The organism is Paenibacillus sp. FSL H7-0714 (assembly GCF_038003765.1).
Taxonomy (GTDB): Bacteria; Bacillota; Bacilli; order Paenibacillales; family Paenibacillaceae; genus Paenibacillus_AQ.
This window is the reverse complement of the sequence record NZ_JBBOPT010000001.1, coordinates 5,749,667-5,767,016: the sequence shown is the minus strand read 5'-3', so window position 1 is coordinate 5,767,016 and position 17,350 is coordinate 5,749,667. Positions and strand designations below refer to the sequence as shown.

Annotated in this window: 16 protein-coding genes; all 16 read left to right on the top strand. The window is 35.3% G+C overall.

Going from position 1 to position 17,350, the window contains the following annotated elements:
* Positions 1 to 5 precede the first annotated feature (5 nt).
* Positions 6 to 1,838 (top strand): polysaccharide biosynthesis protein, encoded by a 1,833-nt coding sequence (locus tag NST34_RS25940; RefSeq protein WP_341129045.1) that lies wholly within the window; start codon positions 6 to 8, stop codon positions 1,836 to 1,838.
* 25 nt (positions 1,839 to 1,863) lie between these two features.
* On the top strand, positions 1,864 to 2,544 hold the full coding sequence (locus tag NST34_RS25935) for a hypothetical protein (RefSeq protein ID WP_341129044.1): 681 nt from the start codon (positions 1,864 to 1,866) through the stop codon (positions 2,542 to 2,544).
* Between the two features lie 2 nt (positions 2,545 to 2,546).
* Entirely contained in the window at positions 2,547 to 3,590 is a 1,044-nt protein-coding gene (locus NST34_RS25930; RefSeq protein WP_341129043.1) for a copper amine oxidase N-terminal domain-containing protein, read from the top strand.
* A 47-nt stretch (positions 3,591 to 3,637) separates the two neighbouring features.
* Positions 3,638 to 4,255, top strand: coding sequence for a sugar transferase (locus tag NST34_RS25925; RefSeq protein WP_341129042.1), 618 nt, complete (start codon positions 3,638 to 3,640; stop codon positions 4,253 to 4,255).
* Between the two features lie 30 nt (positions 4,256 to 4,285).
* Positions 4,286 to 5,002: an acetyltransferase gene (locus NST34_RS25920; RefSeq protein ID WP_076272798.1), complete on the top strand. Its 717-nt coding sequence runs from the start codon at positions 4,286 to 4,288 to the stop codon at positions 5,000 to 5,002.
* Positions 4,956 to 6,065, top strand: a complete 1,110-nt coding sequence (locus NST34_RS25915) for a DegT/DnrJ/EryC1/StrS family aminotransferase (RefSeq protein ID WP_341129041.1) — start codon at positions 4,956 to 4,958, stop codon at positions 6,063 to 6,065. The genes NST34_RS25920 and NST34_RS25915 overlap by 47 nt, the downstream gene beginning before the upstream one ends.
* Complete coding sequence (locus NST34_RS25910; protein ID WP_341124297.1) at positions 6,062 to 7,168, top strand: glycosyltransferase family 4 protein; 1,107 nt, start codon at positions 6,062 to 6,064, stop codon at positions 7,166 to 7,168. Before NST34_RS25915 ends, NST34_RS25910 begins: the two co-directional genes overlap by 4 nt.
* A gap of 30 nt (positions 7,169 to 7,198) precedes the next feature.
* Positions 7,199 to 8,521 carry a nucleotide sugar dehydrogenase gene (locus NST34_RS25905; RefSeq protein ID WP_341124298.1) on the top strand — a complete coding sequence of 441 codons (1,323 nt, stop codon included), beginning with the start codon at positions 7,199 to 7,201 and terminating at the stop codon, positions 8,519 to 8,521.
* Positions 8,522 to 8,523: 2 nt separating this feature from the next.
* Positions 8,524 to 9,498 carry an SDR family oxidoreductase gene (locus NST34_RS25900; RefSeq protein WP_341124299.1) on the top strand — a complete coding sequence of 325 codons (975 nt, stop codon included), beginning with the start codon at positions 8,524 to 8,526 and terminating at the stop codon, positions 9,496 to 9,498.
* 56 nt (positions 9,499 to 9,554) lie between these two features.
* A complete protein-coding gene (locus tag NST34_RS25895; RefSeq protein ID WP_341129040.1) occupies positions 9,555 to 10,634 on the top strand; it encodes a glycosyltransferase in 1,080 nt (359 codons plus the stop codon).
* Positions 10,635 to 10,774: 140 nt separating this feature from the next.
* Positions 10,775 to 12,226: a lipopolysaccharide biosynthesis protein gene (locus tag NST34_RS25890; protein ID WP_341124301.1), complete on the top strand. Its 1,452-nt coding sequence runs from the start codon at positions 10,775 to 10,777 to the stop codon at positions 12,224 to 12,226.
* Complete coding sequence (locus tag NST34_RS25885; protein WP_341124302.1) at positions 12,226 to 13,506, top strand: O-antigen polymerase; 1,281 nt, start codon at positions 12,226 to 12,228, stop codon at positions 13,504 to 13,506. The genes NST34_RS25890 and NST34_RS25885 overlap by 1 nt, the downstream gene beginning before the upstream one ends.
* Entirely contained in the window at positions 13,506 to 14,756 is a 1,251-nt protein-coding gene (locus tag NST34_RS25880; protein WP_341124303.1) for a glycosyltransferase, read from the top strand. Before NST34_RS25885 ends, NST34_RS25880 begins: the two co-directional genes overlap by 1 nt.
* Positions 14,757 to 14,851: 95 nt before the next feature.
* A complete protein-coding gene (gene rfbA, locus NST34_RS25875) occupies positions 14,852 to 15,730 on the top strand; it encodes a glucose-1-phosphate thymidylyltransferase RfbA (protein ID WP_341129039.1) in 879 nt (292 codons plus the stop codon).
* A gap of 20 nt (positions 15,731 to 15,750) precedes the next feature.
* Positions 15,751 to 16,311: a dTDP-4-dehydrorhamnose 3,5-epimerase gene (rfbC, locus tag NST34_RS25870; RefSeq protein WP_341126718.1), complete on the top strand. Its 561-nt coding sequence runs from the start codon at positions 15,751 to 15,753 to the stop codon at positions 16,309 to 16,311.
* A gap of 28 nt (positions 16,312 to 16,339) precedes the next feature.
* Entirely contained in the window at positions 16,340 to 17,335 is a 996-nt protein-coding gene (gene rfbB, locus NST34_RS25865; protein ID WP_341124305.1) for a dTDP-glucose 4,6-dehydratase, read from the top strand.
* Positions 17,336 to 17,350: the final 15 nt, after the last annotated feature.

Genomic DNA, 17,350 nt, shown 5'->3' with positions numbered 1-17,350 from the left:
TGAAAATGACAGCGAAATCTAGAGTAGTTCTTTTATTCTTTATTGACCTTGCAATCATCTGGTTCAGCATTATAACATCCTATTTGTTTCGGTATCCTAATCATCCTATCCAGGATTACGTTGTACAGATGCTGCAATTTGGTGTGATTGCAACGGTTGCATTCGGTGGAAGCCTGATCTATTTCGGTCTATACCGAAGAATGTGGCAATATGCCAGCATTGGTGAGATCATATCCGTTTCAAAAGCGATTGTAGTAGGGTCATTACTTTCATTTGTTTCCGCGTATTTTATTTTGCCAGAACGAGTGCCCTTAGCAATAGAAGTTCGGACTATGGAGACTGTTTTAGTGTTAGTAGGTGGGGTTCGATTCTTGTGGAGAGTGCTCCATAATGATCGAATCAATTACAAAGACACTCAGACCCATACACTTATTGTAGGTGCAGGCGATTGCGGAATATTAATTGCCAGGGAAATGATGGGACCCTCTTTTGCTCATACGAAGCTAGTAGGTTTCATTGATGATAGTATCAATAAATATCATATGTCGATACTGGGTGTGCCAGTCTTAGGCAATCGTTACGCGATTCCCGCTATTGTGAAAGAACGGGAAATTCATGAGATTATTATCGCTATGCCTTCCGTTTCACGTACTGAAATCTCTGAAATTATTAATCTTGCGAAGAAGACAGGGGCCAAGCTAAAGATTATACCGGCGCTTAACGATCTGATCGCGGGAAAAATATCAGTGAAAAAACTGCGAGATGTTAGCGTTGAAGATTTACTAGGTCGTGAGCCGATTATAGCCGATTTGAACAGTATTCTAGGTTATGTACACCACAAGACTGTGTTAGTTACGGGGGCTGGTGGATCTATTGGTTCAGAGCTTTGTCGGCAGATTGCCCCATTTGGTCCTGACAAGCTAATGTTACTTGGACACGGAGAGAACAGCATTTATATGATTGAAATGGAGCTTCGTAAGAAGTTTCCTGATCTGAATATTGTTACCGTAATCGCGGATGTACAGGACCGCAGTCGGATAATGGACGTATTCAGCAGCCATAAGCCACATGTTGTCTTTCATGCGGCAGCACATAAACACGTTCCGTTGATGGAACGAAACCCTTCCGAAGCCATTAAGAATAATGTTTTTGGAACAAGGAATGTTGCGGATTGTGCAGATAAATATGGTGCGGAGAGATTTGTAATGATCTCTTCGGATAAAGCGGTTAACCCAACGAGTGTGATGGGTGCAACTAAGCGTATTGCTGAAATGTATGTGCAAAGTCTGCATACCACAAGTAGAACAAAGTTCTCAGCCGTGCGTTTTGGGAACGTGCTTGGCAGTCGTGGAAGTGTAATCCCGGCCTTTAAAGAGCAGATTGCTGCTGGTGGACCAGTCACTGTTACTCATCCAGAAATGGTCCGTTATTTTATGACGATTCCAGAAGCTGTTCAGCTTGTAATCCAGTCGGGTTCTTTTGCCAAAGGTGGCGAAGTATTCATTCTGGATATGGGAGAACCCGTAAAGATTCTAACGTTAGCGGAAGATTTGATTACTCTCTCTGGTTATGAACCTTATAGGGATATTGATATTCAGTTCTCCGGTATTCGTGAGGGCGAGAAGTTATATGAAGAACTGTTAACAGATGAAGAGAATTTAGGCTCTACAGATCACGGAAGAATCTTTATCGGTAGACCTAATGTAATAAGTCTGAATCAGCTAGAACTGGAATTCAAACGTTTGGAACGTGTTCTCGCTGAAGAACCTGAAGTTATTCGCGAAATAATCAATCAGATTGTACCGATGCAGCCCGTTGCCCAAGTTGCTATCAGCTAAATCATTCATAAAGGGGGATACATAAGTGTTCAACAAACGATGGAAAAAGATCCTTTTATGGACGCTGTCAGTCATTGTAGTTCTGGGTGTTGGTGGTTTGTTCGCTGCGAATTATGCGGTCGATAAGCTGATGAATTCTATGGTGGATGGTTTTGATCTGGAGTCTGAGGATCAAGTTAATGGTGGTCAAGATCAAGGAACTGCACCTGAAGATAGAGTAGCAGATGGTAAGGTCGAACCTGTAGCTTCTGCAACACCTGTTCCATCTATAGATGATAAGGGAAGCAAAGATACTGGGGAAACTGGAAAAGAAACAACAGCTTCTACTACTAGTGAACCGACCAAAGCTCCATCATCAGATTCAAAAAATGCGAATTCAGATGGTTACACAGCACAGGTCTCCACAGATAAAGCTAAGCAAATTCAAGAGAATGTAACGATTAAGGATAAAGCAGATGTTGCTTCTATTGTTCTCGGTCAACTTAGCGTATCAGATATTAATCGTCTTAAAGATTTGGCAAAGGGTGGCTTAACGACTGAGGAGAAGCGTGAAGCGCGCAGTATCATCCTAGGTAAAGTATCCACAGAGCAGTACAATGAGCTTTCTCAGATTGCTAAGAAGTACGGAGTCAGTCAAGGGAAAACACATGACCAAATCATTGCTGAAGAAGAACAATTAAAAGCGAAAGAAAAGGGAAGTGAATAAGCATGTCTAAAGCAACATTATCAGTCGTGGCTTTATCGTTAATTGCTTCAATTGGTTTAGCACCCTTAACAGCATCCGCACCTATATCAGTATCAGCAGCTGCAGTACCAAGTGCAACGCCTAAGGCTGCAAATAATACGATTAAAGTGCAAAGTATGAACGTGAATTTGATTTTTGACGGCGTGAGTATTCAGCCACCCGCAGGTCAGTATGTATTCATGTACAACAATACAACATATGTTCCATTACGGTTTATGTCATATGCTTTACAAAAGAGTGTAGCTTGGGATGCTAAAAACGTTAAAGTTACCGTAGCAGAGCCTAGTAGCTCAGAGCTAGTTGTGATTAAAGAATACCTAATGAATGCAAAGAACGGGAATGGTTCTTCAGCAGCAGCGAAGAATATTGTCCTCAATCAAGTTAAGGCAAGTTATGTATTTAACGGTGCAACCAAGGCTTTGCCTACAGGCCAATCTAGCTTCATCCTGAATGGTTCCTTATATGTACCCCTACGTTTTTTATCGGAATCTGTAGGTCATAATATTAGCTGGGATCAGAAGACGAAGACCATTACTGCAGCTTCCAAGGCTTATCAGGAACAAACCACTAATGGATCGACAAACAATGACAATGGTAAGGACCCATCTCCAGTAGCGACACCAGCGCCAACGGATACAACAGGTGCACCAGGTGGTACAGGTGCAATAGGTGGTGGTTCTGCAGGAACTGGAAAGGTTTCATATGAAACTATCACTAGTGACACAGAAGCTAAGCTTACGGCGCTTAAAAATCAAAGTCAATCGACATTAATGAGTATTGCATTTGAGTATGTTGGAGCAACAGATGAGGCGAGTAAGAAAAGTATAAAAGCTAAAGGGGTACAACAACTAGCCTCATTCACTGCTAGCTTCAATAGTATAGTTGCTGATGCTGAACAAAAACTGAACAGCAATGGGTACAGTACAGAAATTATTAGTCAATATAAAAGTGAATTTGAATCACAGCTTCAGTTAGGGAAAGATCTGGCTGCGGGAATGGCGGATTAAATATCCGCTGTTTCTTTATCAATATAAATGTAGAGGTTGAGGGATAGATGAAGCCTTACTTAGTTGTAAAAAAAACACTTGATTGGATCACAGCTTGTTTTTTAATCATTTTATCTTCACCTATTATGTTAGCAGCAACAATAGCTATCATGATTGGTTCGAAAGGTCCTGTTTTATTTCGTCAGAAGCGACCTGGTAAGATGGGAAAGATATTTACAGTGTATAAGTTCAGAACAATGTCATTAGAGACTGACCAAGATGGAAATCTATTACCTGACATACTAAGAATGACTAGAGTAGGTTCCTTTTTGAGAAAATGTAGTATAGATGAATTGCCGCAATTATTCAATATTTTAAAAGGCGACATGAGCTTTATTGGTCCCCGTCCTTTACTAGTGCAATATCTTAAACATTATACTCCTGAACAAAATCGTAGACATGAAGTGGTTCCTGGCATTTCTGGGTGGGCCCAGGTGAACGGTAGGAATACCATCAGTTGGGAAGAAAAATTTCAATATGACGTTTGGTATGTAGATCATATTAGCCTCAGTTTGGATACTAAAATTGTCTTTAAAACCATAAAGAACGTTCTAGTAAGAGAAGGAATAAATAATTCTCAGAACGATACAATGCCGATTTTCTCTGGAAGTACTCTAGATATCTAAGTAGAAAGAGCGAAAGCTGGGTGAATATGGGTGTCTAAGTTATTGATTTTGGGAGCAGGTGGGCATGGCAAGGTTGTTGCTGATGCGGCGTTGAGTACTGGCAATTGGGATGAAATAGCCTTCCTAGATAATAATAAAGAGCTTAATGATGTATTGGGGAAAGCTGTATTGGGTGGATTTGAAAGTTATATGGATCATAGAGAAGATTATTCAGCAGCGTTTGTAGCCATAGGAAATAATGTGACAAGAATGATATGGCTGGAAAGACTTGAACGTGCAGGCTATGAAATTCCGAGTATCATTCATCCATCTAGTACAATAAGCAGATTCAGCCAGATAGAAAGAGGCAGTGTCATTATGGCTGGAGTAGTAGTAAATGCTAGTACTAAAGTTGGTAAAGGTTGTATTCTAAATACTTCTTCTTCCATAGACCATGATTGTATATTAGAAAATGGGGTGCACATCTCTCCAGGTGTTAATGTTTGTGGAACTGTTCATGTGAAAAGCTGTAGTTGGTTGGGTGTAGGTTCTAAAGTGCTAAATAATGTAACTATCGGATTTAATGTAATTGTAGCTGCTGGAACCATAGTAATAAAGGATATACCGGACAATGTAATGGTGGCAGGAGTGCCTGCAAAAATAAAGAAAAACTTGGAGATGAAAAGCGATGTCGGAAAGGATTTTTTTATCCCCGCCTCATATGAGTGGGAACGAAATGAAGTACATACAAGAAGCGTTCGATACTAACTGGATAGCTCCCCTGGGGACAAATGTTGATAAATTTGAAGAAGAATTATGCGAGTACGTAGGCGTAGATCATGGATTGGCTTTATCTTCTGGCACAGCAGGTATTCATTTAGCACTGAAATATTTTGGTGTTGGTCCAGGAGATTATGTGTTTTGCTCAGACCTAACCTTTGCAGGAAGCTGTAACCCTATTCTATATCAATATGCTAATCCAGTTTTTATTGACTCTGAACCAGAAACTTGGAATATGTCTCCTATTGCTTTAGAGAAAGCGTTTAAGTGGGCTAAAAAAGAAAATAAAATGCCTAAGGCAGTTATTATAGTTGATTTATATGGTCAGAGTGCTGATTATGATTTGCTACTTCCGATATGTGAAAAGTATGATGTTCCAGTTATAGAGGACGCAGCTGAAGCGCTAGGGGCAACGTACAAAGGGAAAAAATGTGGTTCATTTGGTCATATTGGTATTTTTTCATTTAATGGTAACAAGATTATTACTACCTCAGGTGGTGGCATGGTTGTTTCCAATGACGAAGAGGCTATAAAGAAAATGCGTTTTTGGTCTACACAGTCAAAAGAAGCTTCAAGGTATTATGAGCATAAAGAAGTTGGCTATAATTATAGAATGTCCAATATTTGTGCGGGAATCGGGCGGGGGCAGTTGGAAGCTCTAGATAGCTTTATAAGGAATCGGAAATCTATAAATTTAGAATATAACCAATTAATGAAAAGCTTACCGATTGCATTTATGCCTATGTATGATGCAGGTGAACCAAATTATTGGTTGTCGGTGTTCACTATTTTTTCCAAGCACCCTAGCATTAGAGAAGTTATTTTAGATGAATTTGAAAAAAACAACATAGAAGTCCGGTCTGTTTGGAAGCCAATGCACCTACAACCTCTATTTCAAAATTATCATTATTTTAGACATGCTGAAGATGTATCTCAAAGTCTCTTTGAAACAGGTATCTGTCTCCCTTCAGGAACTGGGATGTCTCAAGATGATATTAGAAGAGTTGCGAATATATTGAGTGAAGTTTTCGATTCTGTACTTATTAAATGAAGGTTTTAATAATTGCTGGTTATACACCATCGCTAATTAACTTTAGGGGAGACTTAATAAAAGCGATTGTGAAAAATGGACATGAAGTAGTTGGTGTAGGGCCCGAAACTGGATTTGAAGCAGAAATAGAGCAACTAGGAGCCCGATTTGTACAACTTCCAATTGTAAGAACTGGAACTAATCCATTAAATGATATTGTTCTTATAAAGGAAATTTATAAATTAATTAAGAGAGAAAAACCGGATGTAGTTTTTAGTTACACTATTAAACCGGTTATATTTGGTTCTATCGCAGCGCGTGTAGCAGGTGTGGGGAAAATTTATTCAATGCTAACTGGTCTAGGCTATGTTTTTATAGCTAGTGGTTTTAAAGCTTTTATCGTTAAGACTATAAGTAAATTTTTATATCGGAGCGCATTGAAAAGTTGCGATAAGGTTTTATTTCAAAATCCAGATGATTTAAACGAATTTGTATCTAGTAAACTTGTTAGTAGTGGGAAGACAGGTCTAATTAATGGCTCAGGTGTGAATTTAGCTCATTTTCATCCTGTACCATTACCTAAAAATATATCATTCTTAATGATTTGTAGAATTATCAAAGACAAAGGTGTAATAGAATACTTAAAAGCTGCTGAAATAGTGAAAAAAACTTATCCTAAAGTTGAATTTTCTTTAGTCGGACCATTTGATGTGAATCCTAATGCGTTAGCTTATGATGACATACAACCATATATAGTTTCTAACATTGTTAATTATCTTGGTGAAACTAAGGATGTTAGACCATTTCTTGAGCAATCATCTGTATTTGTCCTCCCCTCTTATAGAGAGGGAACTCCTAGGACGGTGTTGGAGGCAATGGCAATGGGGAGAGCAATTATAACAACGAATGCTCCTGGGTGTCGTGAAACAGTAGTTGATGGTCTAAATGGCTTTCTGGTTCCTGTTAAAGATGTCGAAAGTCTTGCTAATTCAATGATTTATTTGATAGAGAATCAAAATGATCTGAAGAGCAAAGCAAAGGAAAGCCTTAATATATGTAAACAGAAGTACGATGTAATAAAAGTAAATGATAGTATAATAAAACATTTAGGACTGGAATCTTGATCGATTTATAAAATTGTTTGGAGGACTTATATGACTTCACTATACGAGGGTATTAGAAGCAAGGAAGAAAAAATATCGATTATTGGGCTTGGTTACGTAGGTATGCCGCTCGCCATAGCTTTTGCTAAAGTAGCAGATGTTATAGGGTTTGATATTTCACGTAGTAAGGTAGAGGAGTACATACAAGGAATCGACGTAACCAAAGAGGTAGGAAATGAAGAAATAGCTAAAACATCAGCATATTTCACATGGGAAGAAAGATACTTGAAAAATGCAAAGTTTCATATAGTAGCAGTACCTACACCTATAAATAAGGATAAAACTCCTGATCTAACACCACTTATCTCTGCTAGTAGAACGTTGGGGAGAAATCTTACCAAGGGCTCAATTGTCGTTTTTGAATCTACTGTATATCCAGGTGTGACGGAGGATATATGCGTACCAATATTAGAGGAAACTTCCAATTTAAAGTGTGGTGTTGATTTTAAAGTTGGCTATTCTCCAGAGAGAATTAATCCAGGAGATAAATTACATAGGCTTGAAACTATTGTAAAAGTAGTCGCAGGGATGGATGGGAATTCATTAGAACAAATCTCAAATGTATACAGTATGGTTATAGAAGCAGGAGTGTACAAAGCGGAAAGTATCAAAGTTGCTGAAGCAGCAAAGGTAATTGAAAATTCGCAAAGAGATATCAACATAGCCTTTATGAATGAGCTCTCAATAATATTTAATAAACTAGGGATTGATACGGAAGCTGTTTTAAAGGCAGCAGGAACCAAGTGGAATTTTTTGAATTTTAGTCCTGGATTAGTAGGGGGTCACTGTATTGGCGTGGATCCATACTATTTGACTTATAAAGCAGAAGAAGTGGGTTATCATTCACAGATCATATTATCTGGGAGAAGAATAAATGATGGAATGGGTAAGTATGTTGCCGAGAATGTTGTTAAAAACCTTATTACAGCAGATTTGTCCATACATGACGCAAAGGTTGCAATATTAGGTTTTACATTTAAGGAAGATTGCCCTGATACAAGAAACAGCAAGGTTATTGATATAGTCAATGAATTAAAAGAATACAAAATAAATCCTGTTATTTATGACCCAGTTGCAGATAGTTTAGAAGCAGAACGAGAATATGGGATAAAATTCACGGATATTAGAGATATAAATAATATGGATGCCATTATTATTGCGGTATCACATAAACAGTTTTTGGATATGGATTTAAATGATTTAGATAAACTATTTAAAAAAGTAGACAATAACAAAAAAATAATTATTGATGTAAAGGCAGTACTAGATCGAATAGAAACAGAAAACTTAAATTACCGATATTGGAGATTATAAAAATGGGATATAAAAATTTGGAGTTTCCTATAGGTAGTAGATTTTTAGTTACTGGTGGAGCTGGATTTATAGGTTCTAATTTATGTGAAGCTATTTTAGATATGGGATACTTTGTAAGATGTCTAGACAATTTCTCTACAGGAAAGAGAGAGAATATAGCTCCTTTCTTAGAAAACCCCTTATTTGAACTTTTAGAAGGGGATATTAGAGATTTGGATACTTGTATGCAAGCATGCAAGGGTATTGATTTTATTACACACCAAGCGTCATGGGGAAGTGTACCAAGGAGTATTGAAATGCCGCTTCTTTATGAGGAAATTAACATAAAGGGTACACTAAATATGATGGAAGCAGCAAGACAAAATAAAGCAAAGAAATTTGTTTATGCATCTAGTTCCTCAGTTTATGGTGATGAACCAAATCTTCCTAAGGTTGAAGATAGGGTAGGTAAGGTATTGTCTCCTTATGCACTCACTAAAAAAGTTGGTGAAGAATATGGAAGATTGTACACTCAGATATATGGACTAGAAACAGTAGGATTTAGATATTTTAATGTCTTTGGTAGAAGACAAGATCCACACGGTTATTATGCTGCTGTCATTCCTAAATTTGTAAAAGCACTATTGAATAATGAGATTTCTACTATAAATGGTGATGGAGGACAGTCAAGAGATTTTACTTATATCGAAAATGTAATAGAAGCAAACTTAAAAGGGATGCTTGCTCCTAAGGAGGCTGCAGGCGAGGTTTATAATATTGCCTTTGGTGGTAGAGTGTTCTTGGTAGATTTGTATAATAAGCTATCTGAATTGTTAGAAAAAAATATTCAACCTAATTTCGGACCAGACCGAGCTGGTGATGTTAAGCATTCGAATGCAGATATATCTAAAGCGAAAAAACTTTTAGGATATAATCCGGAGTATGATTTTAATTCTGGTATTGAATTGGCAGTGAATTGGTATAAGTTTAATCTGTGATAAATTGTTTAAAAATGACGTTGAATTTATTTCTTTAACTAGTAAATGGGGGAAGAATGAGAACTTATATATTTGTAAGAAATAAAAAATATCGTCCTAGTACATATTATAGAATTTATCAATATATAGATGAATCTATAGAGGTGAATTGTAAAATCATTGAATACGAATCAAATTTATTTTATGAAGTTAAGGCGAAAAATCGTATTATTAATTTGATTTATTTAATACTGTTTTCTTTTATACCTGGATATTTCCGGAGGATTATAGCGCTTTTAAAAATTTCTACAGTAAATGCCCCTTATAAAGTATTTGTTCAAAGAGAATGTTTTCCTAGAACAATAACACCTCTCGGGAAACTTTTATTAGGTAGGGCCATTAGAAGAGCAGATAAAGTTTATTGGGATTTTGATGATAACATATTTGATGCCAAGGAAATATCAAAATTTGAAGGGAAATTACTCAATAAATATGCGGATTTAGTTATAGTGGGTAACCGTTTTTTGGAATCTAAAGTGAAAGAAAATAAAAATATTTTAGTTTTAAATACAACTGACAAAATGATGGAAAATATACACTTAGAGAATATTAATGAAGAAAGAAAAAGAAAATTTAATGATGAACTGATATTAGTATGGGTAGGGACTAAAAGTAATTTGATTTTCTTGGAACAAATAATTATTGAACTTGATAAAGCAGCGATGAAAATACCAAATAAAAAGGTAATTCTTAGAGTTATTAGTGATAGAGAGCTAGGGGTTAAAACTAAATATCTAATAGTTGATAATATTAAATGGAGTAGATCCTTGGCATTTAGCGAAATGCTTAAGAGCCATATTGGAATAATGCCGCTATCAGAAAATAAGTTAACTCTAGGCAAATGTGCTTTTAAAGCAGTTCAGGCTATAGGATGTGGTTTGCCTGTTATCGTATCCAATGTGGGAATGAATAAAGATGTTGTTACTAAAGGAAACGGTATTCTAATTAACACTAAGACTGAATGGGTAGATGCTATAGTTAGTCTGGGTTCGGAAGTTGATATATGGGAAGGTTACTCTATACGCTCAAGAGAACTTTGGCTTGAAAATTTTAATTCGAAAAAAATACAAAAATATATATTAAATAAATTATTTTAATAAGTAAAATAAACTTTTACGGAAATATATATTAATTTCCTGGAAGTTTCGCGTGAAATTTAGCAGGAATCAGATTTCTTAGTGGAAAATGAGTGTAAAATTGATTTCCGTTTAGTAGAAAGACTTAAGGTGGAAAAATCATGAGTATTATCAAACAAGTTATTCGATATATCCCAGGAACACTTATACCTGCTTTATTAACACTTCTTTCGACAATAGTATTTACAAAGATATTAACAACATCTGAATACGGAATTTATATGTTGGGACTTTCGGCTATAAACATATTAACGTCTGTATTCGCAGAATGGTTAAAACAATCGATCGCAAGATATTTACCAGGGGTGGAGGAAGATGATAAGGTAATAAATATAAAAAATTCTATTCTTATTAGTTTATTTTTATTATTAGTTATAATACTAGTTATTTCTTTGTTGTTAACTCCTATATTCTTTTCAAATATTTATTTATATGGAATTATAGTATTTTCTACTATATTTAATATCTTCTACTTTATATTTTTAGTTGTTTTACAGAGCCAATTGAAGGCAGGTATGTACAGTTTATTTAATTTATTACTCTCTGTGCTAAAGTTAATCATTCCGATATTTCTTATTTGGTTATTAGAAAACTCAGCGCAGCAAATACTGGTTGGAAATATGTTAGCTTTAATTATCGTTACTATTCCTATGTTTATGTATATAAAATTTGATCTGCTTAAAGCATTACGATCTTATAATCATTTAGAGACAAACAAGCAAATCAAAGCTTTCTTCTCTTATGGACTCCCAATGCTTATGTTTTTTCTGAGTGCTCAACTTTTGAATTCTGGCGATAGATTTATTATTAGCTTTTTTTATAGTTCAGAGCAGGTAGGGATATATTCTGCAAATTATACTTTAATATATGGAGGTATTGGACTAGTAAGTACACCCTTTATATTAGCCTTGTCCCCTATCATAATGAAATATAAAAAATTAAATGAAAGTTCAAAAGTACAAAATCTTATTTCAAAGATGACAACTTATTATTTGTTAGGAGCAATACCTGTTATAGTTTTGATTTTTTTGATAGGAAATGAAATAGTATCACTTCTTATCAACAATAAATATGCTACTAGTAACCAATTGATAGGTGTTATATCTATAGGATTTGTATTATGGCAATTATCCATATATGGTCATAAAGTGTATGAAGTTTCTGATAAAACGTTCAAGATGATGATTTACTCTATAATTACTGCAGTTGTAAATATCTTTTTGAATCTAATATTTGTCCCAATATTTGGTATAGTGGGGGCTGCTTGGGCGACTTTAATAAGTTATTTACTATATAGTGGGCTTGTATACTACGGATCTCAAAAATTTCTTCCATGGATAATTCCATGGAAAATCTGGATTAATATATTTTTAGCTTTAATTTTGGGGCTTATTGGTATTTATTTAATTACAAAATGTGGTTTTAGCAGTGGAACAATAGTTAATAAGTTAGTTTTATTTATTGTGTACTTAACAATATATATATCATATTTGTTAATGTTTTATTGGAGAAAACTAAAAACATTAGTTAAACAAAGGAATGGAGTATATTAATGTGGTTAGTATTATTTGTCATAATTGTTTTCCTTATTGCAGTCGTCTTTCTGTGGAAAAAAAATCCGTATCATCCTTTGCTGGTTTATGTAGGGATATGGTTGTTGGTTATTGGACTTTGGTGCCTTGATGATATATTCTCCATAATTGGATATATCAAGATCTCTAAGGAAGCATGGTTCAATTTCTTAGTTATACATTTTGCTTTTGCACTAGGAAGTATAACTGCTACTCTTATGCTACTCCATTCACGAAACAAAATTAATATTTCAGTTCTTAACCCTACTCCTACTCCACATAATCCTAACTATTCCAAAAAAGTAGTTTATATATCTTATCTATTTTTTCTGCTAAGTGGTATTGGATATTTAAGCTATATAAGCCTAGTTTTAAAATCCGTAAATTTAGGATCTGGTATTATAGGGGTATTTAGACAGTGGAACTATGAAGTGGCTTATGGTAATTTGGGTCAATTTGGAGGTCTTATGGGTCGATTATATACATTACCACAAATAGCCATACCTTTTAATGTATATATAATATCTTTTATTCCAAAAAACAGAAAAAAAATAATTATTCTTCTTAGCATTGTCGAATTCTTTTTCTTACTGTCCCCTAGGAGAGCTTTATTATTTCAAACAGCTATTTTGGTACTTTTAATATTATTAATCACGAAAAAAATTAGAATCACAATAAAAACGTTCTCATTATCTATGTTTTTATTGTTCTTATTTTCATATTCACAGTTTATGCTGAATAAAAGTATGGGCAATGGTTTGCTTGGAGGGTTGAAAGATATATACGTATATATCACTGGTAACATTCCCTCATTTGAAATATTAATGAATATAAAAAGAGAAGATAATGGCAATATGTCTTTTGCAAATTTTTATAATATATTTAATTCAATAGGATATCATTTTAATAATGTTGATATGAGTATAGCTTTTGTAAATATTCCAATTCCTTTTAATACCGTACCTTATAACTATTATTTTTTAATGGATTTCGGAATTTGGGGATCATTTCTTGTCATATTTTTAGTAGCATATGTCATAACGTATTTATTTTATAAGACGCGTTATTCGAAAGATAGTTTGAATATCCAGAAATTCAGTATTTTATATATATATTGTTATTTGCTGATGGGAGTGATTTTTTCATTTAGAGAGAATGTATGGATTACTTACAATTCTCTTTTCTTAATTACGCTATCACTATTTTTAGCGGTTGTTTTTAAAAAAAATGATAAAAAAAAAGAAAGTAAGGTGGGGGAATAATGCCGCGTGTATTAATAGTGGCGCAAGCTGTTCCACCAAATGGTGGTTCTCATGCTACAAGAATTAAATACTTTATTAAAGAATTAGCTGAGCTAGGATGGGAGATTGAAATATTAACCACAAGAATATATCCTGGAACTCCACTAATTGATAATTCATTACAAGAAAGTATTCCAAGTCACGTGTCTTTTACAAGATCGTTCCCTGGTCCATTACATGCATATGCATATAGAAAAAAACGCTCTGTTTCAGGAACTGTTAAAGGGAGTAAAAAAAAAAGTATGAAAAAGAAGTTGCTTATCCCTGATACTTATATTGAATGGCTTCCAGGAGCATTGGTCGACGTATTTATAAGAAAGAAAATAAAAAAGAAACCCGATATTATATTAAGTTCAGCCGTTCCCTATACATCTCACCTAATCGCACTTTTTATTTCGAAAAAGTGGAAAACTCCTCTAATAGCTGATTATGGCGATCCATGGGTTTACGATCCCGGAAATCCCAGAAAAGGAGTAAGGTATTTAATTGAAAGATTCCTCGAATCTTTAGTTATATCAAACTCAAATATTATTAGCGTAACAACAGATTTGACGAAAGAACTTTATATTGATAAATATAAAGTTGAGCCAAGTAAATTGAAAGTGATTCCCATGGGATATGACAAGGATGATTTTTCTTTACCGGTGCCTCTTGCAAACAATGAAAAAGTTCGTTTTCTATATACTGGAAGATTAGAACCCGAGAGCAGAGATGCAAATTTATTTTTTCTTACATTAAAGAAATTATATGAAAGTGGTCATTTAAGGCAATGTTCATTTGAATTTATTGGAGTGTTTAACAGAGATTTTTTGGATATTGTGAAAAATATGGGACTAGATGATTTGATTAAATTTCATCCATGGATGAATCACAGAGATTGTATGAAGTATTTATGTACCGCTGATTATTTACTACTATTTGGAAATAATAATAATATTCAAGTTCCTGGAAAAACATTTAATTATATTGGTAGTGGTACTCCAATTATATATTTATCTAACTTGAATGGTGAGAAAGATTCAGTTGATGAAATTCTTAAAGAAAGTGGTACAACATATTGGAAAGTTGAAAATAGTCAATCTTCCATTCAGGAAGTTTTATTAGAATTACAATCAAAGTTTAGTTATGAAAAACGAAATACGGCCAATGATCTTTTTAGCTGGAAAAATCGAGTTAAAGAATTATCAGAGATTATGGTAAGATTATTATAAAAAAGAGTTTAATCATAGATTTATTCGTTAGTACAATTCGATTTTAAAAGTTATACCTGATTATTAATAACTATTTTTAGAAATAGAGGGATGTTATGAAAGGCATTATCCTAGCAGGCGGCAGTGGCACGCGGCTATACCCATTAACAATGGTTACGAGTAAACAACTACTCCCCGTTTACGACAAACCAATGATCTACTATTCACTTTCCACATTAATGCTAGCGGGCATTAAAGAGATTCTAATTATTTCAACTCCAGAGGACACACCTAGATTTGAAAGCTTATTAGGTGACGGTTCACAAATTGGTATATCTCTACAATACATAGTTCAACCAAGTCCTGACGGTTTAGCTCAGGCTTTTATTTTAGGTGAGTCTTTTATTGGTAACGATTCGGTTGCTATGATCCTTGGCGATAATATCTATTATGGAAATGGAATGCGGAAAATGCTACAACGTGCTTCTTCTAAAGAGCGAGGAGCTACTGTATTTGGTTATCATGTACAAGATCCAGAGCGTTTTGGTGTAGTGGAATTTAATGATGATGGAAAAGTATTGAGCGTGGAAGAAAAACCAACTGAGCCGAAATCTAACTACGCAATTACTGGTCTATATTTCTATGATAATAGAGTTATTGAAATTGCTAAGAATGTTAAGGTCTCTTCACGTGGGGAATTTGAGATTACCTCCATTAATGAAGCTTATTTAAATCTTGGTCAGCTTGATGTGGAACTTCTAGGTCGGGGATTTACCTGGTTAGATACCGGAACTCATCAAAGTCTTGTCGACGCAACTAATTTTGTACGGACTATTGAAGATCATCAAGGAATCAAGATCGCCGCTCCTGAGGAAATTGCATATATTAATGGATGGATTACCAAAGAACATTTGTGGAATTGCGGGGAGAAGTTGAGTAAGACTGGGTATGGTCAATACTTGATGAAGGTAGCTACAGGTAAAATACAATACTAATAACTGAAAGTGTGGCAGCGATGAAAATTACAGAAACCATATTGCAAGGCGTATTAGTCGTTGAGCCAGCTGTTTTTGGGGACCACCGAGGTTGGTTTATGGAGACATATAGCGGAGCTAAGTTCAAAGAGCACAGTATTGAGATGGATTTTGTACAAGATAACCAATCTTACTCTGCAACTAAAGGAACATTACGTGGTTTGCATTATCAATTACATCCTAAAGCACAGACAAAGCTGGTTCGTTGTACACGTGGTGCTATTTTTGATGTAGCCGTAGATATCAGAAAAGGTAGTCCTACTTATAGTAAATGGTTTGGCATTGAACTGAGTGCTGAGAACAAGAAGCAACTGCTTATTCCAAAAGGGTTCGCTCATGGATTCATGACGCTAACAGAAGACGTAGAGGTTCAGTATAAGTGCGATGAGCTTTATGCCCCGGAATGTGATGGTGGTATTCTGTGGAATGATCCTTCTATTGGCATTGAATGGCCTCTTCATATTACACCGGTATTATCTGCCAAAGATGAGAAGGCGCCTTTATTAAAAGAGGCTAATTTGAATTTTTTTTACAATAACTAATAAAGCTAATAGATCGGGAGTGCGTTCATTGAGTAAGCAAAAGATGCTGGTTACGGGTGGTGCCGGATTTATTGGAGGCAACTTCGTACAGTATATGGTAGATAAATATCCGCATTATGATATTGTGAATTTGGATTTGCTAACTTATGCGGGTGATCTAACAAAACATAAGGATATTGAGTCCAAATCCAACTATCGGTTTGTTCAAGCTGATATTGCTGACCGAGAGGCAATATTGTCTCTTTTTGAGTTGGAGAAATTCGATTATGTTGTTCATTTTGCTGCGGAGAGTCATGTGGATCGCTCAATTACTGATCCTGCGATATTCGTTCGTACGAATGTTATGGGGACACAGATACTATTGGATGCAGCTAAAAAATTTGGCATTACTAAATTCCTCCATGTCTCTACGGATGAAGTGTATGGCGAACTCGATTTTGATCCTACTGTATTTTTTACCGAAGAAACACCTTTGCAGCCTAACAGTCCTTATAGTGCTAGTAAAACGGCGTCTGATTTACTAGTCCGTGCGTATTATGAGACCTTTGGTTTACCAATGAACATAACACGCTGCTCGAATAATTACGGCCCGTATCATTTTCCTGAAAAACTGATTCCACTAACCATCTCAAGAGTATTAAACGAAGAGAAGGTTCCTGTATATGGAGATGGAAAAAATATTCGCGACTGGCTCCATGTCTGGGATCACTGTGCGGCCATTGACCTTGTCGTGCACCAAGGAGTATGCGGTGAAGTTTATAATGTAGGTGGTCATAATGAGAGAACTAATCTTGAAGTAGTTAAGACGATTATCAGTACCTTGAGGAAATCTGAAGATTTGATTGAATTTGTAACAGATAGATTAGGACATGATAAACGCTACGCCATTGATCCAACGAAACTTGAGAATTTAGGTTGGAAGCCAACTTATACTTTTGAGACCGGAATTGCGCAGACGATCCAATGGTATATTGATAATGCTGAATGGTGGCAACAAATCCTTAGTAACGAATCGCATAAGTGATTTATGCACGAATTA

Coding starts and splice junctions, on each gene's coding strand:
- NST34_RS25940 (WP_341129045.1), top strand. CDS start 6: ATGACAGCGAAATCTAGAGTAGTTCTTTTATTCTTTATTGACCTTGCA.
- NST34_RS25930 (WP_341129043.1), top strand. CDS start 2,547: ATGTCTAAAGCAACATTATCAGTCGTGGCTTTATCGTTAATTGCTTCA.
- NST34_RS25925 (WP_341129042.1), top strand. CDS start 3,638: ATGAAGCCTTACTTAGTTGTAAAAAAAACACTTGATTGGATCACAGCT.
- NST34_RS25915 (WP_341129041.1), top strand. CDS start 4,956: ATGAGTGGGAACGAAATGAAGTACATACAAGAAGCGTTCGATACTAAC.
- NST34_RS25910 (WP_341124297.1), top strand. CDS start 6,062: ATGAAGGTTTTAATAATTGCTGGTTATACACCATCGCTAATTAACTTT.
- NST34_RS25905 (WP_341124298.1), top strand. CDS start 7,199: ATGACTTCACTATACGAGGGTATTAGAAGCAAGGAAGAAAAAATATCG.
- NST34_RS25900 (WP_341124299.1), top strand. CDS start 8,524: ATGGGATATAAAAATTTGGAGTTTCCTATAGGTAGTAGATTTTTAGTT.
- NST34_RS25895 (WP_341129040.1), top strand. CDS start 9,555: ATGAGAACTTATATATTTGTAAGAAATAAAAAATATCGTCCTAGTACA.
- NST34_RS25890 (WP_341124301.1), top strand. CDS start 10,775: ATGAGTATTATCAAACAAGTTATTCGATATATCCCAGGAACACTTATA.
- NST34_RS25885 (WP_341124302.1), top strand. CDS start 12,226: ATGTGGTTAGTATTATTTGTCATAATTGTTTTCCTTATTGCAGTCGTC.
- NST34_RS25880 (WP_341124303.1), top strand. CDS start 13,506: ATGCCGCGTGTATTAATAGTGGCGCAAGCTGTTCCACCAAATGGTGGT.
- rfbA (WP_341129039.1), top strand. CDS start 14,852: ATGAAAGGCATTATCCTAGCAGGCGGCAGTGGCACGCGGCTATACCCA.
- rfbC (WP_341126718.1), top strand. CDS start 15,751: ATGAAAATTACAGAAACCATATTGCAAGGCGTATTAGTCGTTGAGCCA.